The organism is Streptomyces sp. NPDC021020, from assembly GCF_044333285.1.
Taxonomy (GTDB): Bacteria; Actinomycetota; Actinomycetes; order Streptomycetales; family Streptomycetaceae; genus Actinacidiphila.
Window position 1 is genome coordinate 693358 of sequence record NZ_JBIRQQ010000005.1, and the last position, 22201, is coordinate 715558.

The following is a 22201-nucleotide window of genomic DNA, read 5'->3' on the forward strand; positions in this document are numbered from 1 at the left end:
ACGCAGAGGGGATAACTGCCCTGAGGTGAAGACCTGCTGGTCAGGAGGGTGTGGGTGGTGGTTCGTCGGGGGAGGCGGCCCGGGGCGGGCGGCCGCGGCGCGGTATCGGCCGGGCCCCCGTCGGCAGCCGCCCGGCCTCGCCCAGCGCGCGCCGCAGCAGGAACTCGATCTGCGCGTTGGTGCTGCGCAGCTCGGCCGCCGCCCAGGCCGCGACGGCGTCGTGGACGGCCGGGTCCAGCCGCAGCAGCACCTGCTTGCGGGCCCGCCGGGCGGCCGCCCCCGTACCGGCCGCCGCCGTCCCGGTGTCGGCGGCCGCCGGGGCTCCGGCCCCGGTGGCCGCCTCCGTCTCGCCGGGCTCGGTCACCTTCGGTGCTCCGTCACTGGTAGAGGGTCCCGGTGTTGAGCACCGGCTGGGCCGCGCGGTCGCCGCACAGCACCACCAGCAGGTTGCTCACCATGCTCGCCTTGCGCTCCTCGTCGAGCTCCACGATGCCCTGCTCGGTGATCCGGGCGAGGGCCGACTCGACCATACCGACCGCGCCGTCCACGATGGTCTGCCGCGCGGCGACGATGGCGCCCGCCTGCTGGCGCTGGAGCATCGCCGAGGCGATCTCCGGCGCGTACGCCAGATGGGTGAAGCGCGACTCGATGATCTTCACACCCGCCGACCCGACCCGTACGGCGATCTCCTGCGAGAGCTGCTCGGTGATCTGCTCGGCGTTGCCGCGCAGCGAGAGCGAGTCGCCGTCGTGGGCGTCGTAGGGGTAGTTGGTGGCGATGTGCCGGACCGCGGTGTCGGTCTGGATGCCGACGAAGCGGACGAAGTTGTCGACGGCGAAGACCGCCTGCGCCGTGTCCTCGACCTGCCACACCACGACGGCCGCGAGCTCGATCGGGTTGCCGTAGGCGTCGTTGACCTTCAGCACGGCCGTCTCGTGGTTGCGCAGCCGGGTGGAGATCTTCCGGCGCCGGGTGAAGGGGTTCACCCAGCGCAGCCCGTCCTGCCGGATGGTGCCCTGGTAGCGCCCGAAGAGCTGGGTCACCCGCGCCTCGCCCGGCGCGACCTGGGTGAGGCCGAAGAGCGTGACGAGCGCGCACAGCACGATCAGCACACCGACCAGGATGACCGCGGTGGCCCCCGCGCTCGGCTCCTTGTTGGCGCTGGTGCCGCCGAGCGCGATGAGCGCGACGCCGCCCGCGATGACGACGAGCGCGAGGAGCATGAACGGCAGCCCCGACATGCCGAGCGCCCGCCGTTCGGTGAAGCGCGGCGCCGGCAGCAGCGGCGGGGCGCCGGGTACGGGTGCGGTGGGTGTGTCGGCGCCGGTGGCCGAGGGCTTGTGCTCTGACATCGGATTCCCCCTGTGGTCCCGAGGTGGTGCCCGGCCGTCTCGCGGCCGGTGGTCTAGCAAAGTGATATCACAATTACGAAGCCGGGCCCACCCCCCCCGGGACGCGGTGCAGCCCCGAAGCACGGGGCGTCAGCACGTGTCCTCGGGGCTGCGGTCCTGCGGGGGAGCGGCGTCAGGCGGCCTTGAACGCCGCCGCGATCCGGTCGCCGATCTGCCGGTCGACGCTGCGCCAGTACGCGAACGCGCGCTCCAGCACCGGCGCGCTCACCCCGTCGCCGAGGTGCCCGGTCACGTTGCCGACCAGCCGGTCGCGCGCCGCGTCGTCCATGACCTCGCGCACCAGCGTGCCGGGCTGCCCGAAGTCGTCGTCCTCGCGGTGCAGCGTGTACGCCTCCCGCACCATGTCGCCCGCCGCCTGCCACCCGGCGATGTCGCCGTACGCCGCGGCGGAGGCGGCCGGACCGCCGTACGAGTTCGGCGCGTACGGGGCGCCCACCCGGTTCGGCTCGAAGCGCATCGGGCCGTCCTTGGCGTAGGAGTGCACGGGCACGTGCGGGCGGTTCGGCGGGAGCTGCGCGTAGTTGGGGCCGATCCGGTAGCGGTGCGTGTCGGGGTACGAGAAGAGCCGCCCCAGCAGCATCTTGTCCGGCGACGGGCCGACGCCCGGCACCATGTTCGACGGCTCGAAGGCGGCCTGCTCGATGTGGACGAAGTAGTCCTCCGGGTTCTCGTCCAGCGTCATCCGGCCGACCTCGATGAGCGGGTAGTCGCCCTGCGGCCACACCTTCGTCAGGTCGAACGGGTTGAAGCGGTAGTCCGCCGCGTCCTCGAACGGCATGACCTGCACCTTCAACGTCCACGACGGGTGGTCGCCGCGCGCGATGGCCTCCCACAGGTCCTGCCGGTGCGCGTCCGCGTTCTCCCCGGCGAGCGCGTCGGCGTCCGCTTGCGTGAGGAAGTCGATGCCCTGGTCGGTCTTGAAGTGGTATTTGATCCAGAACTTCTCGCCGGCGCCGTTGATCCACATGTACGTGTGCGAGCCGTAGCCGTTCATGTTCCGGTACGTCTTCGGGATGCCCCGGTCGCCCATAAGCCAGGTGACCTGGTGCGCGGACTCCGGCGACAGCGTCCAGAAGTCCCACTGCATGTCGTTGTCGCGCAGCCCGTTGTCGGGGCGGCGCTTCTGGCTGCGGATGAAGTCCTGGAACTTGATCGTGTCGCGGACGAAGAAGACCGGGGTGTTGTTGCCGACCAGGTCGTAGTTGCCGTGCTCGGTGTAGAACTTCAGCGCGAAGCCGCGCGGGTCGCGCCAGCTGTCCGGGCTGCCCTGCTCACCGGCGACCGTCGAGAACCGGGCCAGCATGCGCGTCTCGCGCCCCGGCTGGAAGAGGTCGGCCTTGGTGTACTGGCTGACGTCGTTGGTGACCCGGAAGCGGCCGTACGCGCCGCTGCCCTTCGCGTGCACGACCCGCTCGGGCACCCGCTCGCGGTTGAACTGCGCCATCTTCTCGATGGCGTAGTGGTCCTGGAGCAGGATCGGCCCGTCGGGGCCGATCGTGAGGGAGTGCTCGTCGCTCTCGACGGGAATGCCGGCGTTGTTCGTGGTGGGGGGTACGTTCGTCATACTTCCTCGCCGCGGATGAGGGTGGGGTTGCCCTCACCGTCGCACCCTCCCGCCGCCCCGGCACTCCGAGCGCACCCGTCCGCGCGCCTACAGCGGCAGCTCGAACCACACCACCTTGCCCGCGCCCAGCCGGGTCGCGCCCCACCGCTGGGCCATCCGGTTGACGAGGTAGAGGCCGCGGCCGCCCTCCTCCTCCGGGGCGGCGTGCCGCATCCGGGGCAGCAGCGGGGCGTCGTCGCCGACCTCGCAGCGCAGCACGTCGGTGCGCAGCAGCCGCAGCGTGATCGGACGCTCGGCGTACCGCACCGCGTTGGTGACGATCTCGCTCACCAGCAGCTCGGCCGCCTCCAGCTGGTCCTCCAGGTCCCAGCGGCGCAGCGCCTGGCGGACCAGGCGGCGGGCCCGGCCGGGGGTCTGCGGCTGCGGCTCCAGGAACCAGTACGCGACGTCGCTCGGCGCGATCCCGTCGAAGCGGGCGGCGAGCAGCGCGATGTCGTCGTCCCGGTCGCCGGGCCCGAGGATCTCCAGCACCTCGTCGCACAGCGGCTCCAGCGGCGGCGGCGAGACGACGGACGCGGCGTCGTGCAGCCGCTCGCGCAGCAGCTCGATACCGCCCCACACGTCCCGGGAGCGCGACTCGACCAGCCCGTCGGTGTAGAGCAGCAGCGTGGCGCCCGCGGGCGCGGGCAGTTCGACGGCCTCGAAGGGCACCCCGCCGACGCCGATGGGCGCGCCCGGCGGGACGCGCAGCACCTCGGCGAGCCCGTCGGCGTGCAGCAGCACCGGCGGCGGATGGCCCGCGTTCGCCACGATCAGGCGGTGCGCGATCGGGTCGTAGACGGCGTAGACACAGGTCGCCATGCGGTCCTGGCCGAGCCGCTGGGCCTGCTCGTCGAGGTGGTAGAGCACCTCCTGCGGCGCCAGGTCCAGGCCCGCCAGGGTCTGCACGGTGGTACGCAGCTGGCCCATGATGGCCGCCGAGGTCATGGAGTGGCCCATGACGTCGCCGACGACGAGCGCGACCCGGCTGCCGGGCAGCGGGATCGCGTCGTACCAGTCGCCGCCGACCCGGGCGGACTCGGCCGCGGGCAGGTAGCGGCTGGCGAGCTGCACCCCGGTGGGCTGCGGCAGCGAGTCGGGCAGCATCTCGCGCTGGAGCGCGTCGGCGATGTACGCCTCGCGCCCGTACAGCACGGCCTTGTCGACGCCGAGCGCGGTGTGCGTGGCGAGCTGCGCGGCCACCAGCAGGTCGTCGGTCTCGAACGGGCTGCGCTCGGCCCGCCGCAGCAGCACCGCCGCGCCGATCACCCGGCGGCGGCCGCGCAGCGGCGCGAGCAGCGCGCGGCGGCCGGTGGGCAGCGCGGACGGGTCGTCCTGCGGGACGCCGAGCAGCTCGGCGAGCGCGTCGGCGGCGCGCAGCGAGTCGGCGAAGACCGGCCGCACCCCGCGCAGCACCTCGGCGAGCGGCCCGTCGAGCAGCACGCCGATGGAGTCCCCGGCGCCGTAGGAGGAATCCGTCGCCGGCACCAGCGACGGCAGCAGCGGGGAGGCGCCGACCGGCTGGTCGTCGTCCGGCTCTGCGGGGCCTTCGAGGCCGCCGTCCGAGCGGCGCAGCCGCAGCCGCAGCGGCCCCGACGGCCGTTCGTCGCCGACCGGCAGCGGCTCGCGCAGGTAGACCAGGATCGCGTCGGCGAAGGCCGGCACCGCCGAGCGGCACAGGCCCAGCAGGATCTCGTCGAGGTCGACACCGCGGGCGATCCGCCGGGTGGCGGCGCCCACGTAGCGCAGCCGGTCGGCCTCGGGCCCGGTCTGCGCGGGCATCGGGATGCGCATTCCGCCCGACTCCTCGTCCACGGGGTGGCCGGCCGCTTCGACGGGGGTGCCGCGCGGCGGGGTGCTCACGAAGGCGTTCAGCGACTCCTCGCCGCCCCGCGGCTCGTCGCCGGGGTCGCCCGCCTCCGCGTCCTTGCCGGGCCGGCCGTGGCCGCGGTGCCGCGCGGCGTCCGGCGGCACCGGGCGCGGGCGGGCGGGGGCCTCGGCCGCCGGGTCGCCGCAGGAGCCGGTGCGCGGTTCGGTGCGCGGCTCCGCCGCCTCGTCAGCCGGCTTCTCGGGCAGGCTGTAGCCGCCGCGCGGGTCCGGCGCAGGCGCGGCGGGGGGCCGGGGCGGGCGGGGCGGGTCCGTGGTCACGCGAGTCTTTCCATCCGTCTGGGCGCCACGCGAGGGCCGCGGCGGGCTGGGGGGTGATCGGTACGGCGTTCCTGCCTGCGTGTGTGGGACGTCCGGGGCGCGGCCGCGGTTTCACGCCCGCCGGCAGCAGAGGTAGATCTGCCGCTCGGGCGGTACGTCCGTGCTGGCCGGCGCGTACGCGTACGCATCCTCCTTGATCACCTCGAAGCCCGCATCCGTGACGATCTCCCGCAGGTCGTCCTGCAGGTAGCCGGACACCCGGATGGTGTGGCCGAGGAAGGGGATGGGCACGTCGTCGACATCGGCCTCGACCATGGACAGCGCCAGCAGGCCCCCGGGCACGAGCAGCTCGCGGGCCGCGCCCAGCGTCCCCGGGATCTCCGAGCGGCGCAGCATCAGCAGCGAGAAGAAGGCGGCGATCCCGTCGAAGCTGCCGGGCTCCAGCGGCGGGCCGGGCGGCAGATGGGCGATGTCGGCCTGGAAGAAGTCGCCCTCCGGCACGTTCTCCCGGGCCAGCGCGAGCATTCCGGTGGACAGGTCCACCCCGGTGACGCGGTGGCCCGCGCGCACCAGCTGGCGCGCGGTCGGCACACCGGTGCCGCAGCCGAGGTCCAGCACCCGGGAGCCGGGCGGCAGCGTGTCGGCCAGCCACTCGCCGGCCGTCAGCTGGCTCTGCTTGGTCGGGAAGGCCTGGTCGTAGCGGTCGCCGATCGCGTCGAAGGCCGCGGCCTGCTCGCCGCGGCCCCACGGGCGGTCGTCGGCCGGTACGCCGTCCGGACCCTCCCCGTCGTCGAAGCCGTCGAGCGCCGCGAGTCCTTCGAGGGCGTCCAGCCCGTCGAGCCCGCCGCCCGTCCCCTGCGCGCCGTCGGAACCGCCCGCTTCCGGGCCGGCAGGCTCCGCCGGGGTGCTGTGCGTGCCGCGCGCGTGCCCGTCCGGCACGGCGCGCTCCTCGCCGCTTCCCACTGCTCAGGGCCTCCCTGACTGCTGTTCCGATGGTGCCGGGCCGCCCGGGGCGGAGCCCCGGAACGTATACGGAGCCCGGCGTCCACCGGGCGTACTGGTGACGCGGCGTCAAACTCTAGGCTGAGATCGGCGTTTCTGCGATGCTCCGGAGAACGATCCTACGGTTGCCGCTCGGGGGCGCAACAAGGGGTTCACACCGATCGTCTCGCCCGCCGGACGGGAAGCCCCCGACCGGCGGGAACGCCGGGCCCGCCGGTCCCGCCCGCCGCGCCGGGGCCGCCGGGCGCGTCCGGCGTACCGGACGGACCAGGCGTACCGGACGCGTCCCCGCCGCCCTGCCCGGTGTCCGCCCCGTCGTCCCGCCCCGCGCCCTCGTCCGGCTCGCGGGCCCAGTCGGCGGGCAGCGCCGGGACGGGCCAGGACGGGTCGGGCCGCCAGTCGGGCCAGGGGTCGCAGAAGGGCGGGCCCCACGCCCGGACCGCCTCGACCGCGCGCTGCCCGTCCCGCCGGACCTGCGCGGCCAGCGCGGGCGGCATGAGCCCGTCCGCCTGCGCCTGCGCGAACTCGTCCTCGTCCAGCCAGCGCCAGCCGCGGTCCTGGCGCACCGCGATGTCCAGGAAGTGGTCGACCGAGTCCACCCCGCCCGGCCAGCGGCGCAGCGGCTGTTCGAGGTTCACGTACCAGTTGCGGAAGCGCCAGCTCTCGTCCCAGAACAGCCACACCGACCACGGCTCACCCGGACGGGCGAGTTTCAGCACGCCGCTGCCCCACCACTTCTCCACCCGCGTGCTGCGCGGCTTGACGTAGCGGGTCGCGAGCGGCTCGCGGTGCACGGGCGTGCCGTCGGCGAGCACCGGGCGCACCACCGGGGTGCCGGGCGCCATCCACACCGCGAGCACGTCCGGGTCGTCGCGCACCACCGTGACCGGGCGCGCGATGTGGAAGCCGTCGTCCGCGCCGTTGCCCCGGTAGCGCCAGAGCACCTGGTCGCCGGGTGCCCAGCGGCCGCCGTTCGGGTCTCCTGCCGGGGCCGCCGCCCCGTTCTCGGTTCGGGCTGTCATGAACAGATCTTACGAACCACGCGTTACGGGCGTGTCATACGCAACACGTCCAGCGCGGTGTCGAGCTGTTCCTCCGTCAGCAGTCCGCGCTCGACGTAGCCGCCGTCCAGAACCGCCTGACGGATGGTGATGCGCTCGGCGAGCGCGCGCTTGGCCACCTTCGCCGCCTCCTCGTAGCCGATGTACCTGTTCAGCGGGGTGACGACGGAGGGCGACGACTCGGCGTACTCGCGGGCCCGCCCGGCGTCCGCGGTGATGCCGTCGATCGTGCGGTCGGCCAGCAGACGGCTGACGTTCGCCAGCAGCCGCACCGACTCCAGCACATTGCGGGCGATGACCGGCAGCATCACGTTCAGCTCGAAATTGCCCGCCGCGCCCGCGACCGTGACCGTCGTGTCGTTGCCGATCACCTGCGCGGCCACCATCAGCACCGCCTCCGGCACCACCGGGTTGACCTTGCCCGGCATGATCGACGAGCCCGGCTGCAGGTCGGGCAGCGCGATCTCGGCCAGGCCCGTACGCGGTCCCGAGGCCATCCAGCGCAGGTCGTTCGCGATCTTCGTCAGGCCCACCGCGATCGTCCGCAGCTGGCCCGAGGTCTCCACGACGCCGTCCCGTGCCCCTTGCGCCTCGAAGTGGTCGCGCGCCTCCGTCAGCGGCAGCCCGGTGGCCTGCGCGACCTCGGCGATCACCGCGGCCGCGAAGCCGGGCGGGGTGTTGATGCCGGTGCCGACCGCGGTGCCGCCGAGCGGCAGCTCCGCGAGCCGCGGCAGCGACGCCTCCAGCCGCTCGATCCCGTACCGCACCTGGGCGGCGTATCCGCCGAACTCCTGGCCCAGCGTCACGGGCGTGGCGTCCATCAGATGGGTGCGGCCGGACTTCACCACGTCCGCGAACTCCGCGGCCTTGCGCTCCAGCGACTCGGCCAGGTGGGTGAGCGCGGGGATCAGGTCGCCGGTCACCGCGGCGGTCGCGGCGATGTGCAGCGAGGACGGGAAGACGTCGTTGGACGACTGGCTGGCGTTGACGTGGTCGTTGGGGTGCACCGGGCGGCCCAGCCGCTCGGTCGCCAGCGTCGCGATGACCTCGTTGGCGTTCATGTTCGACGAGGTGCCCGAGCCGGTCTGGAAGACGTCCACCGGGAAGTGCGCGTCCCAGCGGCCCTCGGCGACCTCGCCGGCCGCCGCCGTGACGGCCTCGGCCATGTCCTCGTCCAGCACCCCGAGCGCCGCGTTGGCCTGCGCCGCGGCCGCCTTGATCCGGGCCAGCGCCGCGATGTGCGCGCGCTCCAGGGGGCGGCCGGAGACGGGGAAGTTCTCCACCGCCCGCTGCGTCTGCGCCCGCCACTTCGCCGCCGCGGGCACCCGCACCTCGCCCATCGAGTCGTGCTCGACGCGGTAGTCCTCCGCGCTGTCCGTCCCGTGTCCGTCCATGGTTACTACAGTGCCCCGCTCCGGGCCTTTGTTCCCGCCGTGCCCGCCGCACGCACCGGGCGGCCGACGCGCGGGGCGCGGGGGCGCGCCGGGGGACGTACGCCGGTGGCGCGGGCCCGGCCGGGCGCGCCGGGGCATCCCGGCGGCGCCGGGCTCAGTCGATCGCGCCGCCCGCGCCGTCGGAGCGCCAGCGGACGCCGGGCACGGCCTCCTCGGGCTCCTCCAGCCAGCCCTCCTGCCGCGGCCGGGGGATCTCGGCGCCGCGCCGCAGGATCCGCACGTCCCGCAGATGGCGGCCCAGCAGGGCGCCGCCGAAGACCACGAAGCCCACGCCGACCAGCCATGTCACGACCGTCAGGACGGTGCCGACCGGGCCGTACGCGTCGCCGTTGCTGACCATCAGCTGCGCGAAGAACAGATGCGAGAAGATCCGCAGCCCGGCCAGCCCCAGCATCGTGAAGACCGCCCCGGGCAGCGCGGTGCGCACCCGCACCGCCCCGTAGAGCAGGAAGCTCTGCCCCCAGGCGAAGAAGACGACCCCGAGGACGAAGGTCGCCGCGATCCGGGCGCCGCGCTCGGCGAGGGTGCTGCCCATCGCCGCGGCGCTCTGCGACTCGCCGAAGAGATAGGCGGTCAGCACCACGAGCCACACCGTGCGCCGGTAGTCGCGGTGCCACGGCCCGGACGGCTGGTCCCAGATCTTCCGGTAGCCGGTCTCCACGCTGGCCACGAAGGACAGCCCGAAGTACGCCAGCGAGGCCAGGCTCCACGCGCTGGTCGCGCTCAGCACGGTGTTCGGCGCGGCGAAGAGGGTGCGCAGCCGGTGCGAGCCGTCGGGGTTGAGCCCCATGCCGTCCACCACCCACTGCGCGAAGCCCGGGCGGTTCTCCCACGGCGTCGCGGCGGCGACCACCACCAGCAGCGGCATGAGCGTCACGAAGCCGAGCGCGGCGAAGGCCATCGAACGGTGCATCAGCTCGATGTGCATCGCCTGCTTCGTCAACCGCCCGGCCGCGGACCGCCTCCACGCGTTCATCACACCGGCCATGGCACGTCATCCTCCCAGCGTCCTGCGCTGTGGATACCGGCCCGCCTCCCCCGAACGCAACTCGGCCGCCACCGCTACCCCTTACGCCCCGTTTCGCGGGGCGCGGATCACGCGGTGACGGCCGAACACCGGGCAGGGTCAGGAGCCCTGACGCACCGGAATGCTGGTGAAGGTCGGGGCGGGCGCGGGGTCGGTGAAGAAGTCGTTGCCCTTGTCGTCGACGACGACGAAGGCCGGGAAGTCCTCGACCTCGATCTTCCACACCGCTTCCATGCCGAGCTCGGCGTATTCCAGGACGTCGACCTTCTTGATGCAGTCCTGCGCGAGGCGGGCCGCGGGGCCGCCGATCGAGCCGAGGTAGAAGCCGCCGTGCGCGGCGCACGCGTCGGTGACCTGCTTCGAGCGGTTGCCCTTGGCGAGCATCACGAAGGAGCCGCCCGCCGCCTGGAACTGCTGGACGTACGCGTCCATGCGGCCGGCCGTGGTCGGGCCGAACGAGCCGGAGGCGTAGCCCTCGGGGGTCTTGGCGGGGCCCGCGTAGTAGACGGCGTGGTCGCGCAGGTACTGCGGCATCTCCTCGCCCGCGTCCAGCCGCTCCTTGATCTTGGCGTGCGCGATGTCGCGCGCGACGACCAGCGGGCCGGACAGCGACAGCCGGGTCTTGACCGGGTATTTGGTCAGCTCGGCGCGGATCTCGTCCATCGGCCGGTTGAGGTCGATACGGACGACGTTCTCGTCCAGGTGCTCGTCGGTGGTCTCGGGGAGGAAGCGCGCCGGGTCGGTCTCCAGCTGCTCCAGGAAGACGCCCTCTGCGGTGATCTTCGCGAGCGCCTGCCGGTCGGCCGAGCAGGACACCGCGATCGCGACCGGGCAGGACGCGCCGTGCCGCGGCAGCCGCACCACGCGCACGTCGTGGCAGAAGTACTTGCCGCCGAACTGCGCCCCGATGCCGATCCTCTGCGTCAGCTCGAAGACCTTCTGCTCCAGCTCCTTGTCGCGGAAGCCGTGCCCGGCCGGCGAGCCCTCGGCGGGCAGCTCGTCCAGGTAGTGCGCCGAGGCGTACTTGGCGGTCTTGAGCGCGAATTCCGCGCTGGTGCCGCCCACCACGATCGCCAGGTGGTACGGCGGGCAGGCCGCGGTGCCCAGCGAGCGGATCTTCTCCTCCAGGAAGCGCATCATCGAGGCCTCGTTGAGGACGGCCTTGGTCTCCTGGTAGAGGAAGGACTTGTTGGCGCTGCCGCCGCCCTTGGCCATGAAGAGGAACTTGTACGCGCCGCCGTCGGTCGCGTACAGCTCCACCTGGGCGGGGAGGTTGGAGCCGGTGTTCTTCTCGTCCCACATCGTCAGCGGCGCCATCTGCGAGTAGCGCAGGTTGAGCCTGGTGTAGGCGTCGTAGATGCCGCGCGAGAGGGCCTCCTCGTCGCCGCCCCCGGTCAGCACGTTCTGGCCGCGCTTGCCCATGACGATCGCGGTGCCGGTGTCCTGGCACATCGGGAGCACGCCGGCCGCCGCGATGTTGGCGTTCTTGAGCAGGTCGAGCGCCACGAAGCGGTCGTTGGGGCTGGCCTCGGTGTCGTCGAGGATGCGGCGCAGCTGGGCGAGGTGGGCGGGGCGCAGGTAGTGCGAGATGTCGTGCATCGCCTCGGCCGCGAGCCGGCGCAGCGCCTCGGGCTCGACCTGGAGGAAGGTGCGCCCGCCCGCCTCGACGGTGCTCACGCCCTCGCTGGTGACGAGGCGGTAAGGAGTGGTGTCCTCGCCGAGGGGGAGCAGATCCGTGTATTCGAAGTCGGGCATGTCGGGCATTCCTCACTCGGCTGCGTCGTCGCTGAAGCGCTTCCAGCATACGAGCGTCCCGGCCGCCCCCCGGCTGTGAGGTCCGGCTCACCCCGAGGCCCGAAGGCCCTTGCCGGCCACGTCCCCTAGGGGGCGGATGGGGGGCGGCTCCGGCTGTTCCCGGGGTGGTCGCGATCTATCGCGTCCTTGTACCGTGGGCGCGTGGACGAATCGCAGCTCCAGAAGCCCGGACAGCAGCCGGCGGAAGCCGCCGAGACCGCCGTGGTGCCCGCCGCCGCGGCACCCGCGGCCCCGGCCGCTCCGGCCCCGGTCGCTCCGGCTCCGGCCGCCCCGGTCGCCACCGCGGCCTCCGGCGCGGCGGGCCTGCGGGCGTCGGACGCCGACCGGGACCGCATCGCCGACATCCTGCGCGAGGCGCTCGCCGAGGGCCGGCTCGACTCCGCCGAGCACTCCGAGCGGCTGGACCACGTCTACGCCGCCAAGACCATGGGCGAACTGGAGCCCCTCGTCGCCGACCTGCCCGCGGGCGCGGCCGCCCACCCCGCCGCGGCCCCGACGGCCGCCTCGCGCGGCTACTCCGACGGCGGCGGCGAGAACCCCAACCTGGTCGGCATCCTCGGCGGCGCCGAGCGCAAGGGCCGCTGGCGCGTCGGGCACAAGATCACCGCGGTGGCGATCATGGGCGGCGTCGACATCGACCTGTCCGAGGCGACCTTCACCGCGCCCGAACTCGTCATCCACTGCACCGCCGTGATGGGCGGCGTCACCATCAAGCTGCCGGAGAACGTGACGCTGCGCGGCGGCGGCGTGATCGGCATCATGGGCGGCTCCGACATCAAGGCGTACGAGTCCCCCGACCCCGGCGCGCCCGTCGTGCGGGTGGACGGGGTGGCCTTCTGGGGCGGCGTCGAGGCGAAGGCCAAGCGCGGCAAGAAGGTCAAGGACTGGACGAAGAAGCAGCTCGGCGACTGAGGTGGCCGACGCGGCCGGACCGTCCCGCACCGTGACCGCGGCACCCGGGACGGATGGTGCGTGTGTACGCCAGGAATGCTGCGTGTTCACGCCAACTCCAGGTCAGCGGGGGTCCTCTGGCGCGCTCATGAGTGAACACGGTGCGCATGAAGTCGCGTACAGCGGGTAGGGGAACGGGACACGCAGCCGCGCTGCCGCTGTCGTACGCCGCGCACGGGGAGCAGTCGGCGGGCGGCAGGCGTGGCAGACCACGAGCCGTCGTCAGGAGTATCCCGTGCTTCAACCGATCGAGCCCGTCACGGAACCGACCACTCCACCAGGTCACCCGCGTGACCTGGGCGGGCCCTGGCACTCCGACGCGGCGTGCCGCAGCGACGAGGCCGGCCTGTTCTTCGCGCCCTCCAAGGAGCCGACCGCCGCGCGGCTGGCCAGGGAAGAGGCCGCGAAACGGGTCTGCGCCCGCTGCCCGGTCATGCTGGAGTGCCGCGAGCACGCGCTCGTCCAGCCCGAGCCGTACGGAGTGTGGGGCGGCATGACCGCGGCCGAGCGCCGGGTCGTCCTCGCCCGCAGACGCCGCCGCGAGGTCGAACTGCAGCGCCCGGCGCAGCAGATAGCCGTGGCGGGCTGAACGCCACGGCGCACGTCCTGCCCGGAGGGCCGGGCCGCGGGGCCGAAGCGGCCCGGTCCGGGCAGGAGGTGCGTGCGGCGGGCGTACGCGGGGGGCGTACGGGAGCGTTCGGCGACCGGCGCGGGCGGCCGGGATCCGCTCAGCGCGCCCGGTCGAAGTCGATCGTGCTGTACGCGCGCAGCTTGGACAGCTGGTGCACGGAGTCGATCTGCCGGATCGTGCCGGACTTCGAGCGCATCACCAGTGAGGACGTCGTCGCGGTCTCGCGCCGGTAGCGCACCCCGTTCAGCAGCTCGCCGTCCGTCACGCCGGTCGCCACGAAGAAGACGTTCTCGCCGCTGACCAGATCCGTCGTCGTGAGCACCCGGTCCAGGTCGTGCCCGGCGTCCAGCGCCCGGCGCCGCTCCGCGTCGTCCTTGGGCCACAGCCTGCCCTGGATCGTGCCGCCCAGGCACGTCACGGCGCAGGCCGCGATGATGCCCTCGGGTGTGCCGCCGATGCCCAGCAGTATGTCGACACCGGTCCCTTCCCGTACGGCCATGATCGCGCCCGCCACGTCGCCGTCGGCGATGAACTTGATACGGGCCCCGGTCTCGCGGATCTCCTTGACGAGGTCGTCGTGCCGCGGCCGGTCCAGCACGACCACCGTGACGTTCTCCGGCGCGCTGCCCTTGGCCTTCGCCACCCGGCGGATGTTCACCGACGGCGGCGCGGTGATGTCGACGAATTCCGCCGCCTCCGGGCCGACCACCAGCTTGTCCATGTAGAAGACCGCCGACGGGTCGAACATGGTGCCGCGGTCGGCGACCGCCAGCACCGCCACCGCGTTGGGCATGCCCTTGGCGGTCAGCGTCGTGCCGTCGACCGGGTCCACCGCGACGTCGCACTCCGCCCCGGTGCCGTCGCCGACCCGCTCGCCGTTGTAGAGCATCGGCGCCTCGTCCTTCTCGCCTTCGCCGATCACCACGACGCCGTTCATCGACACGGTGTGCACCAGGGTCCGCATCGCCCTGACGGCAGCGCCGTCCGCGCCGTTCTTGTCGCCGCGCCCGACCCACCGCCCGGCGGCCATCGCGGCGGCCTCGGTGACCCGGACCAGCTCCAGGGCGAGGTTTCTGTCGGGTGCCTCGGGTGCCACTTCCAGGGCGGGAGGCAGGTTCTGTCCGTTGTGCTCGGTCATCGCAGCGCACCTTTCTGTACGAGGACGGCCGGTGGTTGAGGGTGCCGCCAACCTACCTGCTGCCCGCGAATATGAGCAGGGCACCCGTCACATGAGCGCAAACGTGCCGTGGCCGGCCGGACACCCCGCGCACCGCCCCCGCCCGGCCGCGGACCCGGCGGTCCGGGCGCGTCGGGGCATGGGGGACGATAGGGGCGTGGCAGCAGACAAGCGTGGCAACAAGACGGTGAAGGACCTCCTCCTGTCCCTGGCGGTCCTCGCCGTCGTCGTCGCCGTGATCTACCTCTTCGTCCCGCACGACTCCAAGGCCTCGCCGGCCAAGTCGCTCAAGGTCGACTACACCGCCTCGCTGGAGCAGGCCCGGCGCTGGGCCCCCTACCCGGTGGCCGCCCCCGAGGGCCTCGGCAAGGACTGGACGCCCACCGGGGACACCTTCGACGCCACGGACCCGCACAAGGTGACCTGGCACCTCGGGTTCGTCAGCACTGACAAGGAGTACGTCGGCGTCGAGCAGAGCAACGCCGCCGCGGCCGCCTTCATCGCCGAGGTCACGCTCGACGGCAAGCGGCAGGGCACGGGCACGGTGAGCGCCGGCGGCGTGCAGTGGGAGCAGTGGAAGAGCAAGCGCTACACCGCGCTGGTGCACCAGGAGCAGGACCACACCACGGTGGTGCTCGGCACGGGCCCGCTCTCCCAGGTCACGTCGGTGGCCGCCCTCGTCAAGGAGAGCGGCGGCGCGCAGAAGTAGGGCCCTGGACATGGAGAAGCGCCGCCCGCGCGGGGGAACGCGGGCGGCGCTGCTTGCGGGGCCCCGTACGGCTACGGGGCCTCTCGCACGTCAGACGGTGGTGACGACCTGGTCGTACTCCAGGCGCGGGTTGCGCGGGAACCAGGCGTCCTCGCCCGGCTTGCCGATGTTGACCACGGCCAGCACCGAGTGCTCGCCGTCGGCGAAGAACTCCTTGTTGATGCCCTCGGCGTCGAAGCCGGTCATCGGGCCGGCCGCCAGGCCCGCCGCGCGCACGCCGATGATGAAGTAGCCCACCTGGAGCGAGGCGTTCAGCGCCGCGGAGGCCTCGCGCACCGGGCGCTCGGCGAAGAAGACGTCCTTGGCCTGCGGGAAGTGCGGCAGGACGGTCGGCAGCTCCTCGTGGAATTCGTTGTCCGCGGCCAGGATCGCCACCAGCGGCGCGGTGGAGGTCTTCGGCTGGTTGCCCTCGGACATGTTCGCCACCAGGCGCTCACGGGCCTCGGCGGAGCGGACCAGGACGACCCGCAGCGGCTGCTGGTTGAAGGCCGTCGGGGCGTACTTGACCAGGTCGTAGATCGCCTGGACCTGCTCGTCGGTCACCGGTTCGTCGGTGAAGGTGTTGGCGGTGCGGGCCTCGCGGAAGAGCAGGTCCTGGGCGGCGGGGTCGAGTACGAGCGTCATGGTTTACCTCTGGGGGGAGAGTCGTTCTGAGCAGTCGGTACGCGTGTCCCGTGGTGGGGACACCGGATCCAACATGCGTGAACACTCAACCATTCCGCGCTCAACTGTGACGCCGGTCACGCCTTCCGGGTACGTGACCAGGCCTTTTGCTCCCGGACGGGCTCATTCCGCGGCGGGCTCGTCCCCCTCGGTCTCCGCCGCGGCCTCCTCGGCGTCTTCCGCGGCGAGGGCGGCGTCCAGCCGCTTGCGGGCGCCCTCCAGCCAGCGCCGGCACACCCGCGCCAGCTCCTCGCCCCGCTCCCACAGCGCGAGCGACTCCTCCAGCGTGGCGCCGCCCGCCTCCAGCCGGCGCACGACATCGATCAGCTCGTCCCGGGCCTGCTCGTAGCCCAGCGCGGCGGTGGTGGTCTCCTGGTCAGCTCCCATGCGCCCAGCCTAGGGGCGCCCACGGACAGCCCCTGCCCGCGAAGAGCCCCTGCCCGCGAAGAGCCCCCGCCTCAGTCGTCCGCCGCCACCCGTACCGCGAACTCGCCCTCCGCCACCCGCGCCCGCAGCTCCTCGCCCGCCGCGACCTCCGCCGGGTCGCGGACCGCCGCGCCGTCCGCCCGCTGGAGCACCGCGTAGCCGCGGCGCAGCGTCGCCGCGGGGGAGAGGGCGACGACCCGCGCCAGGGTGTGGGAGAGGTCGGCGTCCGCGCGGTCCAGCGCGTGCCGCAGCGAGCGGCGGGCCCGCTCCAGCCGGTCGGCCACCTCGTCCGCCCGCCCGTCGATCATCAGCTCGGGCCGCGCCATCACCGGCCGGCTCAGCGCCGCCGCGAGCCCGCGCTCCTCGCGGTCCAGCAGCCCCCGCACCACCCGCAGCGCCCGGTCGCTCACCAGCCGCACCCGGGCCAGCTCCTCGCGCACGTCAGGCACGACGCGCTTGGCGGCGTCCGTCGGCGTGGAGGCCCGCAGGTCGGCGACCAGGTCCAGCAGCGGCGAGTCCGGCTCGTGCCCGATCGCCGAGACGACCGGCGTCGTGCACTCCGCGACCGCGCGCACCAGCTGCTCGTCGGAGAAGGGCAGCAGATCCTCGACGCTGCCGCCGCCGCGCGCCACCACGATGACGTCCACCTCCGGGTGCGCGTCCAGCTCCCGCACCGCCGCGACGACCCGCGGCACCGCGTTCGCACCCTGCACGGGCACGTTGCGCACCTCGAAGCGGACCGCGGGCCAGCGCAGCCGCGCGTTCTCCCGTACGTCCCGCTCGGCGGCCGACGCACGGCCGGTGACCAGGCCGACGAGCTGCGGCAGGAAGGGCAGCGGGCGCTTGCGGTCGGCCGCGAAGAGCCCTTCGCCGGCCAGCTGCCGCTTGAGCCGCTCCAGCCGGGCCAGCAGCTCGCCCACGCCCACCGGGCGGATCTCCACCGCGCGCAGCGACAGCGTGCCGCGCGGCCCGTACCACTCCGGCTTCGCGTGCAGCACGACCCGCGCGCCCTCCCCGACGACGTCCGCGACCTGGTCGAAGACGGCGCGGAAGCAGGTCACGGTGAGGGAGATGTCGTGCGAGGGGTCGCGCAGCGTCAGGAAGACCACGCCCGCGCCCGGCCGCCGGCTGAGCTGGGTGATCTGCCCCTCGACCCACACCGCGCCGAGCCGGTCGACCCACCCGCCGATCAGCCGCGACACCTCGCCGACCGGGATCGGCGCTTCCGCCGAGGTGCTGAGAGCCATCCCCCGACCTTAGCGCCGCCCTCCGACAGCCCCGCCCCGTCCGGGGCGCGCGGGTGCGTGGGCCCGCGGTGTACGGGTGCCCGGGCCTACGGCGTACCGGCGCACGGGCCACGGCGTACGGGTGCACGGCCCGCGGCGTACGGGAGCGCGGGCCGCCGCGCGCGAAACCCCGAGCGCCCACGTGCCCGCCAAGCGCACCCCCGTACGATGGTCGGCATGACGACCGAAGCCAGCCGCCGCGTCCTGCTCGCCGCCCCCCGCGGGTACTGCGCGGGCGTCGACCGGGCCGTGATCACCGTCGAGAAGGCGCTCGAGCAGTACGGCGCCCCCGTCTACGTGCGCAAGCAGATCGTGCACAACAAGTACGTCGTGCAGACGCTGGAGAAGAAGGGCGCGATCTTCGTCGACGAGACGGAGGAGGTGCCGGAGGGCTCCATCGTCATCTTCTCCGCGCACGGCGTCGCGCCGGTCGTCCACGAGGAGGCCGGGGCCCGCCGCCTCGCCACCATCGACGCGACCTGCCCGCTGGTGACCAAGGTGCACCGCGAGGCCGTCCGCTACGCCGACTCCGACTACGACATCCTCCTCATCGGACACGAGGGCCACGAGGAGGTCATCGGCACGATGGGCGAGGCGCCCGAGCGCACCCACCTCGTCGACGGCCCGGCGGACGTCGCGGGGCTCACCGTCCGCGACGAGAACAAGGTCGTGTGGCTCTCCCAGACGACGCTGTCCGTCGACGAGACGATGGAGACGGTCGACGCGCTCAAGGACCGCTTCCCCAACCTGCTCTCGCCGCCCAGCGACGACATCTGCTACGCCACGCAGAACCGCCAGGTCGCGATCAAGCAGATCGCCGCGGACGCCGACCTCGTGATCGTCGTCGGCTCGCGCAACTCCTCCAACTCGATCCGGCTCGTCGAGGTCGCCCTCCAGGCCGGCGCGGACGCCGCGTACCTGGTCGACTTCGCCGACGAGATCGACGCGGCCTGGCTGGAGGGCGTCCGCACCATCGGCGTCACCTCCGGCGCGTCCGTGCCCGAGATCCTGGTCGACGGGGTGCTGGAGTGGCTGGCCGCGCGCGGCTACGGCGACGTGGAGGTCGTCACCTCGACCGAGGAGCACATCCAGTTCTCGCTGCCCAAGGAACTCCGGCGGGATCTGCGTGCGGAGGCCGCGACCGGGGAAGCCTCGTAAGGACTGCGGGATTTTCCCGTACGGACAAGACCCGGTTTTCTGCTGTTCGCCTCCCGCGGGGGGAGCCACGAGAGGTGAGGTCCGCGGCCCGCCTCTAGCCTGGAGGTCATGAACGTGTTCGGTGTGGACATCGGCGGTACGGGCATCAAGGGCGCCCCCGTCGACCTCGACAAGGGCGACCTGGCCGACGCGCGGTACAAGGTGCCGACCCCGCATCCGGCCACGCCCGACGGCGTGATCGACGGCGTGGCGGACGTCGTGGCGCACTTCGGCTGGTCGGGGCCGCTCGGGGTGACCTTCCCCGGCGTGGTGGTGGACGGCGTGACGCGCACCGCCGCCAACGTCGACAAGGCCTGGATCGGTGTCGACGCCCGCGCGGCGCTCAGCGAGCGGCTCGGCCTGCCGGTCGTCGTCATGAACGACGCGGACGCCGCCGGCATAGCCGAGATGACCTTCGGCGCCGGCCGCGGCCGCGGGGGCACGGTCGTCGTGCTCACGCTCGGTACGGGCATCGGCAGCGCCGTCTTCGTCGACGGCCGCCTCGTCCCCAACACCGAGCTGGGCCACCTGGAGCTGCACGGCCACGACGCGGAGTCGCGCGCCTCGGTCAAGGCGCGCGAGGACGAGGACCTGAGCTGGGAGCACTGGGGCCACCGGCTGCGCAAGTACCTCGCGCACGTGGAGATGCTCTTCTCGCCGGATCTGTTCGTGCTGGGCGGCGGGGTGAGCCGCAAGGCCGAGAAGTTCCTGCCCTACCTGCACGGCCACGGGCTCAGCGCGGAGATCGTTCCCGCGGAGCTGCAGAACAACGCCGGGATCGTCGGCGCCGCGATGGCAGCCGCAAAGCTCTGACGGCGACGATCACCGCCGCCGCGACCGTGCCGGTGTAGAGCCAGCCCGTCATCAGGGCGAGCCCGGTGAAGAGCCCGAGCAGATGCCCGACGAAGCTCCCGTCGCCGCTGTCGGCGGTCAGCGCGATCCCGACGGCGAAGGCGATCGGTGCCGACACCGGGGCGGCGACCAGGTCGTACGGCCGCACGTACACCGCCGCGGTCACGCTCACCAGGACGAAGACGACGCCGAAGAAGACGCCGGGCCCGTCGAAGAGCAGGGCGTCCAGGGCGCCCGCGAGCACGGTGACGAGGGTGGTGAGCACGCCGGTGCCCAGGCCCGTGAGGCGCGGGCGGGGGCGGCGCAGGGCGCGCAGCCGGCGCAGGAGGGCGGCGGCCCTGGTCTTGCGGCCGCCGGGCCCGCGCGGTCTGCTGGCCCCGCCCGCCTTGCCGCCCGCCTTGCCGCCCGCGGGGGGTGCGGGAGCGGGCCGCGGGGCGACGGGCGCGTCGGCGCCGGCGCCGGGCCCTCCCGTACGCGCACTGTGTTGATCCACCTACTCAGCGTATTTGTATCCCGTCCGGAAATCCGGCAGCCTGCGGCGACATTCCCCCGCCTGGGCGCCGGTGTTCGAAGCGGGGGCCGGTCGCCCGGCCCGGGCCCCGTAGACTGGCGGCGCGCCCGTCCGGAGGGCGCGCGGCCCGCCACGGGGCCGCCGCGGAAGCAACGGGAAGTCGCCAGTGTCGCTCACCATCGGAATCGTCGGCCTGCCGAACGTCGGCAAGTCGACGCTCTTCAACGCCCTCACCAAGAACGACGTGCTCGCGGCCAACTACCCGTTCGCGACGATCGAGCCCAACGTCGGCGTCGTCGGCGTCCCCGACCCGCGCCTGGACAAGCTCGCCGAGGTGTTCGGCTCCGCCCGGGTGCTGCCCGCCACCGTCGACTTCGTCGACATCGCCGGCATCGTGCGCGGCGCCTCCGAGGGCGAGGGCCTGGGCAACAAGTTCCTGGCGAACATCCGCGAGTCCGACGCGATCTGCCAGGTCATCCGGGCCTTCAAGGACGAGAACGTCGTCCACGTCGACGGCAAGGTCTCGCCGAAGGACGACATCGAGACGATCAACACCGAGCTGATCCTCGCCGACCTCCAGACCATCGAGAAGGTCCTGCCGCGGCTCCAGAAGGAGTCCCGCATCAAGAAGGACGTCGCCCCGAAGGTCGCCGCGGTCGAAGAGGCCCAGGCCATCCTGGAGCGCGGCGACACCCTCTTCTCCCAGGGCATCCTCCAGGGCACCGAACGCGCCGCCCTCCTCCACGACCTGCACCTGCTCACCACCAAGCCCTTCCTCTACGTCTTCAACGTCGACGAGGACGAGCTGACCGACGACGCCTTCAAGGCCGAGCAGCGCGCCCTGGTCGCCCCGGCCGAGGCCATCTTCCTCAACGCCAAGCTCGAAGCGGATCTCGCCGAGCTCGACGAGGCCGACGCCCTCGAACTCCTCGAATCCGTCGGCGCCACCGAGCCCGGCCTCGCCACCCTCGCCCGCGTCGGCTTCGAAACCCTCGGCCTCCAGACCTACCTGACCGCCGGCCCCAAGGAATCCCGCGCCTGGACAATCAAGCGCGGCGCCACCGCCCCCGAAGCCGCCGGCGTCATCCACACCGACTTCCAAAAAGGCTTCATCAAGGCCGAGGTCATCTCCTTCACCGACCTCACCGAATCCGGCTCCGTATCCGAAGCCCGAGCCAAAGGCAAGGCCCGCATGGAGGGCAAGGACTACGTCATGCAGGACGGGGACGTGGTGGAGTTCCGCTTCAACGTCTAGTTGAGGTGGTTGTAGGCCGTCTGACCTGCGGCGGAGGGGGTGCGCGCTCACGCGGTCCGGCACGCCGGCGTCGCGGATGTCGTGCTACGCGAGCGCGGCGCAGCGGAAGCCGGTGTCGTTGTCCTGCATCGTGGCGCTGGCCACGTTCTCCCGTGACGGCGTGGCGCGCTCGAACGGGCTGCTGAACGCCGACCCCTTCAGCTGGTATCGGTCCGGCCCGTCGGCGCCCGGGGTGGAGCACCACTCCCAGACGTTGCCGCACAGGTCGTGCACTCCGTACGGGCTGACGCCGGACTGGTAGCGGGCGACGGGCGTCGTACCGCCGATACCCGACTCGGCGGTGTTGCACTTCGCGGCGGTGGGGTCGCCGCCCCAGGGATAGGCGCGCCCGTTCGGGCCGCGGGCCGCCTTCTCCCACTGCCGGGCGGTGGGGAGCGCCTTGCCCGCCCAGCGGGCGTAGGCGGCGGCGTCGTGCCACGTGACCCAGACGACGGGGTGGTCGCGAAGGGCGCCGGGGCAGCGCCCACCCGGCCAGTGCTGCGGGGGCCGGTGTTCAGTTGCGCCGACGAACCGCTCGTAGTCGAGGTTCGTCGTCGGGTAGACGTCGATGCGGTAGGCGTCCACCCAGATCGACCGGTCCTGCGGGCCGGAGAGGTAGATGCCCTCCTCGACGAGGACCATGATCTTGCCGTCGACCGGGTGCCTTATGGCGTGCGGATTGCGGCGCAGCAGCTCCTCGGTGCGCTCGTCCTGGCCCACGGCGGCCTGCTCGGTGAGGAACTGCGCGAACCGCCACTGGGCCTCCGGGGGTGACGTGGAGAGCAGGGTGTCCAGTGCGGCCTGGTTGTCGGGGTGGGGCTTGATCGACTCGCCTCGCCCCTCCCAGTTCACGAGCTGCCGGGAGCTGATGCCGACCTTGGCGGCGAAGTCCTTTCCGTTCATGCGCAGCGCCTGGCGCAGG

The 22201-nt window shown here is 73.1% G+C and carries 20 protein-coding genes and 1 pseudogene; 6 read left to right on the forward strand and 15 right to left on the reverse strand.

What is annotated here, in order from left to right:
• Positions 1–40: 40 nt before the first annotated feature.
• From ACH4SL_RS18360 to ACH4SL_RS18400, 9 genes and pseudogenes are all read right to left on the reverse strand, one after another.
• Positions 41–364 carry a hypothetical protein gene (locus ACH4SL_RS18360; RefSeq protein WP_398446558.1) on the reverse strand — a complete coding sequence of 108 codons (324 nt, stop codon included), beginning with the start codon at positions 362–364 and terminating at the stop codon, positions 41–43.
• 13 nt (positions 365–377) lie between these two features.
• Complete coding sequence (locus ACH4SL_RS18365) at positions 378–1352, reverse strand: SPFH domain-containing protein (RefSeq protein WP_398446560.1); 975 nt, start codon at positions 1350–1352, stop codon at positions 378–380.
• A gap of 172 nt (positions 1353–1524) precedes the next feature.
• Positions 1525–2976, reverse strand: coding sequence for a catalase (locus ACH4SL_RS18370; protein WP_398446562.1), 1452 nt, complete (start codon positions 2974–2976; stop codon positions 1525–1527).
• An 87-nt stretch (positions 2977–3063) separates the two neighbouring features.
• Positions 3064–5163, reverse strand: coding sequence for a SpoIIE family protein phosphatase (locus ACH4SL_RS18375; RefSeq protein WP_398446564.1), 2100 nt, complete (start codon positions 5161–5163; stop codon positions 3064–3066).
• Between the two features lie 111 nt (positions 5164–5274).
• The gene (locus ACH4SL_RS18380; RefSeq protein WP_398446685.1) at positions 5275–5994 is read right to left on the reverse strand and encodes a class I SAM-dependent DNA methyltransferase; all 720 of its coding nucleotides are present in this window, start codon (positions 5992–5994) and stop codon (positions 5275–5277) included.
• Positions 5995–6503: 509 nt separating this feature from the next.
• A pseudogene (locus tag ACH4SL_RS18385) lies at positions 6504–7187 on the reverse strand (DUF402 domain-containing protein); the annotation flags it as partial.
• Between the two features lie 23 nt (positions 7188–7210).
• Entirely contained in the window at positions 7211–8620 is a 1410-nt protein-coding gene (locus tag ACH4SL_RS18390) for a class II fumarate hydratase (RefSeq protein ID WP_398446566.1), read from the reverse strand.
• Between the two features lie 154 nt (positions 8621–8774).
• A complete protein-coding gene (locus tag ACH4SL_RS18395) occupies positions 8775–9668 on the reverse strand; it encodes a YhjD/YihY/BrkB family envelope integrity protein (RefSeq protein ID WP_398446568.1) in 894 nt (297 codons plus the stop codon).
• A 138-nt stretch (positions 9669–9806) separates the two neighbouring features.
• Positions 9807–11462, reverse strand: a complete 1656-nt coding sequence (locus tag ACH4SL_RS18400; RefSeq protein WP_398446570.1) for a fumarate hydratase — start codon at positions 11460–11462, stop codon at positions 9807–9809.
• 261 nt (positions 11463–11723) lie between these two features.
• Here ACH4SL_RS18400 and ACH4SL_RS18405 point away from each other — a divergent pair, with 261 nt between their 5' ends.
• Positions 11724–12434 (forward strand): DUF1707 domain-containing protein, encoded by a 711-nt coding sequence (locus ACH4SL_RS18405; protein ID WP_398446688.1) that lies wholly within the window; start codon positions 11724–11726, stop codon positions 12432–12434.
• A 274-nt stretch (positions 12435–12708) separates the two neighbouring features.
• Positions 12709–13062, forward strand: coding sequence for a WhiB family transcriptional regulator (locus tag ACH4SL_RS18410; protein WP_031520390.1), 354 nt, complete (start codon positions 12709–12711; stop codon positions 13060–13062).
• A gap of 139 nt (positions 13063–13201) precedes the next feature.
• Here ACH4SL_RS18410 and glpX read toward each other — a convergent pair whose 3' ends face one another.
• A complete protein-coding gene (gene glpX, locus ACH4SL_RS18415) occupies positions 13202–14242 on the reverse strand; it encodes a class II fructose-bisphosphatase (RefSeq protein ID WP_398446573.1) in 1041 nt (346 codons plus the stop codon).
• Positions 14243–14438: 196 nt separating this feature from the next.
• Between glpX and ACH4SL_RS18420 the strand changes: the two genes are divergently transcribed.
• Positions 14439–14990, forward strand: coding sequence for a DUF4245 domain-containing protein (locus ACH4SL_RS18420; protein WP_398446575.1), 552 nt, complete (start codon positions 14439–14441; stop codon positions 14988–14990).
• A gap of 90 nt (positions 14991–15080) precedes the next feature.
• Here ACH4SL_RS18420 and ACH4SL_RS18425 read toward each other — a convergent pair whose 3' ends face one another.
• The 3 genes from ACH4SL_RS18425 to xseA all read right to left on the reverse strand — a co-directional run bounded on the left by ACH4SL_RS18425 (position 15081) and on the right by xseA (position 17386).
• On the reverse strand, positions 15081–15674 hold the full coding sequence (locus ACH4SL_RS18425; RefSeq protein ID WP_398446577.1) for a malonic semialdehyde reductase: 594 nt from the start codon (positions 15672–15674) through the stop codon (positions 15081–15083).
• A gap of 162 nt (positions 15675–15836) precedes the next feature.
• Positions 15837–16100, reverse strand: coding sequence for an exodeoxyribonuclease VII small subunit (locus ACH4SL_RS18430; protein ID WP_398446579.1), 264 nt, complete (start codon positions 16098–16100; stop codon positions 15837–15839).
• A gap of 71 nt (positions 16101–16171) precedes the next feature.
• A complete protein-coding gene (gene xseA / locus ACH4SL_RS18435) occupies positions 16172–17386 on the reverse strand; it encodes an exodeoxyribonuclease VII large subunit (protein WP_398446581.1) in 1215 nt (404 codons plus the stop codon).
• A gap of 216 nt (positions 17387–17602) precedes the next feature.
• On the opposite strand from xseA, the gene ACH4SL_RS18440 reads away from it, so the two are divergent.
• Positions 17603–18583, forward strand: a complete 981-nt coding sequence (locus tag ACH4SL_RS18440) for a 4-hydroxy-3-methylbut-2-enyl diphosphate reductase (RefSeq protein WP_398446583.1) — start codon at positions 17603–17605, stop codon at positions 18581–18583.
• Between the two features lie 108 nt (positions 18584–18691).
• Complete coding sequence (ppgK, locus tag ACH4SL_RS18445) at positions 18692–19435, forward strand: polyphosphate--glucose phosphotransferase (protein WP_398446585.1); 744 nt, start codon at positions 18692–18694, stop codon at positions 19433–19435.
• Here ppgK and ACH4SL_RS18450 read toward each other — a convergent pair.
• The gene (locus ACH4SL_RS18450; RefSeq protein ID WP_398446587.1) at positions 19356–19967 is read right to left on the reverse strand and encodes a DUF6542 domain-containing protein; all 612 of its coding nucleotides are present in this window, start codon (positions 19965–19967) and stop codon (positions 19356–19358) included. The two genes, ppgK and ACH4SL_RS18450, sit on opposite strands and share 80 nt — an antisense overlap.
• 184 nt (positions 19968–20151) lie before the next feature.
• On the opposite strand from ACH4SL_RS18450, the gene ychF reads away from it, so the two are divergent.
• Entirely contained in the window at positions 20152–21240 is a 1089-nt protein-coding gene (ychF, locus tag ACH4SL_RS18455; RefSeq protein WP_398446589.1) for a redox-regulated ATPase YchF, read from the forward strand.
• Between the two features lie 84 nt (positions 21241–21324).
• Here ychF and ACH4SL_RS18460 read toward each other — a convergent pair whose 3' ends face one another.
• A complete protein-coding gene (locus ACH4SL_RS18460) occupies positions 21325–22182 on the reverse strand; it encodes a formylglycine-generating enzyme family protein (RefSeq protein ID WP_398446591.1) in 858 nt (285 codons plus the stop codon).
• Positions 22183–22201: the final 19 nt, after the last annotated feature.